Below are 7324 nucleotides of genomic sequence, written 5' to 3' on the forward strand. Positions count from 1 at the left end.
AAGGCCGCAACTAAATCTCTGCAACAGAGTTAAATAAAGATACGCAAACTTTTACAGTAACCTGTAATCAACCCCAAGATAACTGTTTGTAATGATGAAAGGCATTATTATTTAGCCTTCGTAGATGCGCATTACCCGCAAAAATAAGCGCCATCATGACAGCGTAGCTGATGCACATCAGACTCATGAAGATGTATTTACTCTAAATACATTTATAGCATTTGATGTCTTATATTGAGCTTGTTCTAAATCTTTTATCAATTTAGATAATAGCGCCAATTCGGTTTGTACTTCCTGCATATTTTCAGTGATATTTTGGCTTGCCTTACTCGCTTCTTCAGCTAACTGATTTTGTGATTCAATCGCTGATGACACCATGTTTGTTTGGCCGCTCACCTCAGTGATATTAGTTGTCAAAATATCGATATTCTTGAGCGCATTTTCACTATTTTCACTCACCTTCTGCGTTGATTCAGAGGTATTTTCCATATACGCCTGAAGTTGTTGCACTTGCTGCTTTATGTCATCAAGCACTGAAGATATTTCTGATGTTGAATCTTGGCTACGCGTTGCTAAACCCCGCACTTCGTCTGCAACAACAGCAAAACCACGCCCTTGTTCACCCGCTCGAGCAGCTTCGATAGCAGCATTAAGGGCTAGTAAATTAGTTTGTTCAGCAATACTCGAAATTGTATCAAGCACTGATTGAATACTGTTCGTTTTTGCACTTAAAGAATCTGATTGCTGATGAGCCTGCTGAATCAGCGTAGATAGTGAGTTAATGCTCACTTTGTTTGTGCCAATTATTTGCTTTGTATTATTCGATAAGTCATTTGCCTTTGCTGTATTTTTAGAGCTTTCATCTGCTGACAGTGCAATTTGCTCGATCTGGTTAGATAGCCTCGCGAAGCTATCTTGAAGCACCGATGTGGTTGAATTAACACTCTCAACTAACTCTGAAAGTTCTGTTGCAAAAGTGATTAATGATTTAACACTGGATTCGCTACTGCTGTTTGCTTGTTGCACTTGCCGTATCAACTTAGTGAGGATATCTACCAACTCATCAACACTTCTAGAAATTGCACCTATTTCATCACTCGATTGGTCATCAATCCTCACTGTTAAATCATGGCTTGAAGCAATTTTTCCAATTAAATCTCGTACTTTTCTAACTTTTTTAGCAAGTGCCTTGATTACAAATAAACCGAAGGCGATAAAAAAAGTAATAAAAAATATCGCAAGACCTACCGTTACCACAGCCTCCATTTTAGCATCAACGCGCTTTTCCTCGATAAGCGACTCTAACGCGCTTTGTTTTTCAGTAATACGCTTGTGAATTTTGCCAATTAAGTCCGTTGACAAACTAAACCAGTCCGCAGGTTCTGGGTAAGACAAAGCCAGCTTGCCACTTTCTTGATTTAGGTTTTCGATAATTGCCTTAATATCTTTAAAGGCTTGTGAATTAGTCAATTCTGATAGCCATGCTTTATCTTCTTTTGCGGTGAGTGTTAAAGCGAGAATAGCCAAACTTTCTTCAATATTATTAAAATAGCCAGCAACTTGAACCTGACTATCTTTAGATATTGATTGTAATGATAAAATACCATTCACCTTTCCTCTAATCTGGCCTAACCTCTCCTTTAACAAAGACATTCTGATAATAGCTAAACCTGAAGAGATTGCTTCGGATTGTCTAATGTGTGAAACCCGGCTGTTAGCAACATCCAACATAAACTGGTTGGCATTAGAATAAACGGCAAACGCTGATTTTCCTTGCTGCCTATCGATATTTTCTCTTAACGCTTTTATATTTTTGTGCTTTTCTAACACTGCAGTAAATAGGGCTATTGAGTGTTTTTTCGTTTGAGTATAATTAGAAAATTCGTTAAAAACTTTATCAACAACCAAGCGTTGCTGAGCAACTTTGTCACCGTTTTTGCGATACCCTGAACCAATAAAGCCAGCAGTTAATCCCCTTTCGACTGCCGTTTCATGCGCTATTTTATCTATCATCAATACTTCGCTGATAAATTCAGCATCTTGACTCACAAGCTGCTTTTTTTGCAGGGACGCATCAATAACAATATAAGATGTTGTAAGCATCACAACCAAAGCAAATGCAATCACTGCTGCTAGCGCTTGTTGAAAGCTTATCTTACTAAGTATTTTCATGGTGTAGGAATAAAGTTTTTTATTAAACTTAGACCATACGATTGATATCGCCAGTATTTGTAACTCTGCTCCAGGCATACTCGCAGCCATAAAAAAGAACGTAAGCTCTAATCCTAGCTTCACAGACTCAATTAAAAGATAAACGATTCAATGCAAAGTAAAGGACAAAATGAGTGGGTAAATTTGTGCGGCCAGCATGCATCCTAAGTTATTTTTCAACATTATTTTTAGTTAAAAAAAAGAGCCGCTATTTAGCGGCTCTCTTATACAGTTTTATATATACCAGAAATTAGAAGGGTAGTTTACGTCTCGAAAATGACAGAGTGTGTGAGTGAGTGAATGAGTAACATTTTTAGTTCTTGATTTTTATACGCTCAGTCACAACCAATACCAGTAAGGCTTTACGGATTTTTACCATTTTCTTTAAAATCGTAAATAAAAACGCAAAATCACCTAAAAACAGCTTTATTTTAACGTTTCACGTTTCTCTGTTTTTTTAAAATTTATGAGGTATCATAAAAGTACGGCCGCTTGTTGGGGCGTCGTCATGAAGTTATATATATCATTTTTCATGTCACATAATTTGATAGAGCAATTGGGGTGACAAAAGCCAACACCCACGAAATAAGTTTCAAAGTTTAACTTTGATTCATTCTGCTCTGCTATCTAAATTGTGAGTTTATACATGAACAGAAGAAAAGCATTACATCATGCTAAGATGTTATTTGATTATCATCCTGGTCTTTTCCAGTCTTTTTCACAAGCAGACGAAATCCTTATATATAGTCTTACAATATATAAAAACACAAACCATTTGCCTCACGACAGAAAACAAGAGTTCGAGTTTAGAAATATAAACTCAATTTATCAGCTAAATACGTTTGTAAGCGATGTATACGTTCGATATCGCCAATTAAATAGACAGCAACTTATTGAGCGTTCACTCTCAGAATACAAAACTGCAAAAAACGCTCTTGATATCGCCACTTATATCTTAAATAAATATTACGTGAAGCTAAATTTTCCGCTTCGTGTATATGCACCGAGCAAGTTAAATTTAAGAACTATGTTAAATGGAAACTTCATTGCTAAGAACTTCCTAAATTCACCAAACCGCATATCCAAATACATCGAAAAAGTAATTCTAACAAGGCTAGGTAACAAACAACTTACCAACCAAGAAAAGGAGTTAATAATGCTGGCTTATGAAGGTGCGTTAACGGTAAAAGGTGACTTAGAAATAAAGTTATTTCTTGGATGCTTAAATTTATCGCCTGATAAAATGTTCGATGAATTTCAAAAGTATTATGATGATAAACTCATTCCTTACAGAGAAGCTTTAAACTTACCAACGACACTAACTTCAACTCAAAGATATCGCTCTATCTTACACTATGATTTTGAGGTTTAAGATGCGTATTTATATTGATATGGATAACGTGCTTTGTGACTACAATGCCGCACATAAAAAAGCGTTGTTCGAAGAGCCTGGCATCAAGTATCCGCAGTCACAGTTTGGCTTCTTCGCCAATCTTCAACCTATCCCAAATGCTGTAGAGTCTGTCTTCGAATTGTCTAAGAGTAATGAGGTTTATATTTTGACAGCTCCGTCTATTCATAACCCGTTGTCTTACGTTGAAAAAAGAGTGTGGGTAGAAAAATGGCTTGGCATCGAATTTGTTGAACGGCTTATTATCAGTCCAAATAAAGGTCTATTTCATGGCGATATTCTGATTGATGATCACTCGGATGGAAATGGACAAGAGTTATTCCAAGGAAAGCTAATCCATTTCGGCAGCGGTCAATATCCAACCTGGGCAGTGGTTTTAACAGAACTTACAACCAATTGATTGTAAGGAACATTAATTTATACTGGTTTATTATCTTACTTTTTTAACGGGATAATAAACCAGTATAGCCACTTCAAATTCAAAAATATTTCGAAGAAAACGACTAACCTACCGCTTCGGTATAGTTCTATCTAATCAATTTATAACAACCTTTGGCTTTGCTAACTCATATATAATCATACAGTTTCAATGATTAGTTTAGATTTCATCTTACAGACAGCCATAAAGTAAGAACGACCGCTCATTCAAATTAACTCCTAACATAACGGTCGTTAAATCAACATTCTTAATTGCCACCTTCTTCTTCGAAGTATTTACGTTTTCTAGTATTGAACGCAGGCATCGCACCTTCTAAAACATTTACAATTCGCTTATTTATTTCCTTGTTTTCAATACTCCCAGATTCTGCGCTAAATCTATAGCCATGCTCTTTGTCTAAATGTACATAAATTACCTGTTCGGCATCTGAAACAATTGCAAGATTGGGATTATGAGTAACCATAATTATCTGCCGCTTCTTTTTAGCTGCTTTAATAAACGGTACAAGTATTGTCGCTACACTGTGGTTATCCAGGTTGTCTTCAGGTTGATCAATAATGAGTGGAATGTTGTTTTTATCTAATAAAAGGTAAAAAACTAAAAGAAGTGCTCCTCGCTCACCAGGTGATAACTGGTCTATCCCTTTTCCACCTTGTTTTAATTGATAATTATGAGTGATGAAGTTTAAACCAAACAAGTAATTGTAAAACGCTTGAACATCTCTAACTTGATCAGCAACTTCCCTCTCTACATTCTTTTGTCCAATGCGCAGATCAGTCCGTAAAGCGCCCATCGCGTCAGCAATAAACGATTGTAGCTCTTCAAGGTTATCGAAATCGACATCTGCAACAAGTTGCTTAAATTGTTTTTCTGCTCCATCAGATGAATAAAAAGAGCCAGCCTTGTTTTGAAGAATATGAGAAAGGAAAGTTTCTTCAAACTTACTATCTGCAGCTAAAGAAGCATCAACCTCGATTTTATAATCTTGAAGAGTTTCTGAATTTTCACCAATAATTTCATTTAACTTTTCTCTCGCATCTTTGTACAAACCGACTACTTCTTGTTTGCAGCTAAATATGTTTTCGACTAGTTGATTTCTTTTATCGTAAAGTTCTGTTAAATCTGATTGAAGCCTCTCATTTAGGTACTCAATTTGATCTTCTAGATATTTAATAGTCTCTGGAGAGTTAATATCACCTATTAGTAACTGCTTATCTTTTTCCCAGTCAGCTATTGAGGTTAAATAGGCTTGGTATTGTTGCTGTTCTGTATCTAATTTTCCTTTCTCAACCAACAGCTCGTTTCTTTTAGTTTCTAACTGAATATTAAGCGGAATAGCTGAACTATCATCACTCTGCTCTTCACCTAAACTGCCACTCAACAGATTATCTAATTCACGTATTCGCTTAGATATTTTAGCAACCTCTATATCTATAACTCCTACGTTAAAGTTAAATGAAACCAGTTGTTCAGCATTTAAATTGAAGCCTGACAACTCCTCGGTAAGCTCTTGTACATAAAGCTTAAACTCAGACTCTTTCTGTATTACTGATGACTTAACTGTTTCCAGCTTGTTTTTGCTGATCAATAACTTTTTCTTGGCCTCTACAGACTCAGTGGCTAATTTTTCTAGACCTTCAATTTCTGCCCGAATTTTTGTTAGTTTATTATTTGCCGCTTCATGAGCCTTTTTCTTTTCTGGATCTTCATTTGGATTAGCGACAGTTTCAGGCTGTGTTAAAGCACTAAGCTCTTTTCGCTTCTGTTGTAACTTTGCTTCTAATTGCTTTTTAAATGAACTAGTAGCCTTAACTTCGTGTTCAATAATAGTCCTATTTAGTGATTGTAATTGTTCACGAAAATGACTAATTTGATCGTCAACATTAATAGTCTTTAGTTCAACCAGCTCTGAGAAAGACGAAGTGTTTAGTTTTTCACTATCTGGAATATGCGAAAAAACTACTCCCTCAATTTCACTCTGGAACTCTTCAACTGTTGATATTTCATTTGTCAGTTTTTCAAACAAACCTTGTGGTAGGTATTTCACCTCTCTTATAGCTTCAGAATCAGGAGTTTCATACAGCCCCTTTTTATTGACAACCCCACTCTCCCAAGTAAGCTGAGCCTCAAAGTTTTGAGCTATTTTCCCCCTTTTTTCCCTAAACTTCTTACTAGTTAAGAATGAGAAATCTTCATCATCGTAATAATTGGCACATAAGGATACTATGTCAGCGATTGCACTCTTACCGCTTCCCTTATTGCCAATAATTGCAACTAGCTCCTTATTCAGAGGGATGTTTATTTGATCAAACCAGACATTGTTTGGATCGCTATGACTAGGTACAGACGAGACATTTAATTCTTCTAAATATTTCGTCTTATTTTTATTCACTCGCTCGAATAATGCTGGTTCATCCCCTACAAAAATGCGTTCTTCAAATTCTTGCACTGCATGAACTAAACCATCGAAAGTTGGATCTGCTTTTATCCAAGTTAATGAGTTTCCAATTCGATCTTTATCTGTTGCGTCAGAATAATAATGAGCGTCGCTGCAATCTAATAGCTTGTCATTCACTTGTTGCTTTAGAAGTTGATTACGAGATTTAGTGTATTGGTCAGTAGTATTGACCGCTGTAAAAACGATATCTGCGTTATTAATTATCGACTTTTTTGTAGCTATTGAAGAGTCAGTCCACCTAAGATCAGCCCACTCTGTTTTGCCAACTGCAATTAGATACTTGCCTTTAAAACAATCTTTGTCCAATGCATTAAAAATTTGCTTATCGTCTACATTTAGATTATTGAAACCTTCGACTAGATCAGATTTATATCTTGAGCGCTGCTCTTCTGGCACCCCAGCCTTGATTTTAGCACCCAACTCCTCAACGCTGTTCCTATTAATCGTTCGTGTCCATTTATCCCCAGTCTCTAAAGTATATGACTGCTCTAGCGTATTAAGAAATTGACTAGTGATAGTCTCTACATCAATTTCATCTGAAAAAATTACATGTAGATTAATTCTTTTATGACTTCCAAAGTCTACACCAGCGAACTTTTCTATTCTGAACTCAAGAACGGGCAGTAGCTTTAAATTTTGTAGTCGCTTTTTAGTACGCTGCAAAAGTCTTAATTTTTCGTACTGATCTTCCCTCAAATAACTAGACATCTTTTATTTTGAAAATGAAGTAAGATAGAAGGTGTTATGAGAAATAAATATCCGCAAGAATTTAAAGACGAAGCAGTTCGCCAGGTTATCGAGCATG

4 protein-coding genes are annotated in these 7324 nt (G+C 36.1%); 2 read left to right on the top strand and 2 right to left on the bottom strand.

Annotated features, from left to right (window positions below):
• Positions 1 to 183: 183 nt before the first annotated feature.
• Positions 184 to 2295, bottom strand: coding sequence for a methyl-accepting chemotaxis protein (locus tag AAEU31_RS07690; RefSeq protein WP_421966905.1), 2112 nt, complete (start codon positions 2293 to 2295; stop codon positions 184 to 186).
• Positions 2296 to 2857: 562 nt separating this feature from the next.
• Between AAEU31_RS07690 and AAEU31_RS07695 the strand changes: the two genes are divergently transcribed.
• Positions 2858 to 3583 carry a hypothetical protein gene (locus AAEU31_RS07695; protein ID WP_421966906.1) on the top strand — a complete coding sequence of 242 codons (726 nt, stop codon included), beginning with the start codon at positions 2858 to 2860 and terminating at the stop codon, positions 3581 to 3583.
• A 1-nt stretch (position 3584) separates the two neighbouring features.
• On the top strand, positions 3585 to 4022 hold the full coding sequence (locus AAEU31_RS07700) for a 5' nucleotidase, NT5C type (RefSeq protein ID WP_421966907.1): 438 nt from the start codon (positions 3585 to 3587) through the stop codon (positions 4020 to 4022).
• Between the two features lie 286 nt (positions 4023 to 4308).
• Here the strand turns inward: AAEU31_RS07700 and AAEU31_RS07705 are convergent, their stop codons facing one another.
• A complete protein-coding gene (locus AAEU31_RS07705; protein ID WP_421966908.1) occupies positions 4309 to 7227 on the bottom strand; it encodes a TrlF family AAA-like ATPase in 2919 nt (972 codons plus the stop codon).
• Between the last annotated feature and the right edge of the window lie 97 nt (positions 7228 to 7324).

This window comes from Pseudoalteromonas thalassia (assembly GCF_049257215.1).
In the GTDB taxonomy this organism is placed as follows: Bacteria; Pseudomonadota; Gammaproteobacteria; order Enterobacterales; family Alteromonadaceae; genus Pseudoalteromonas; species Pseudoalteromonas lipolytica_C.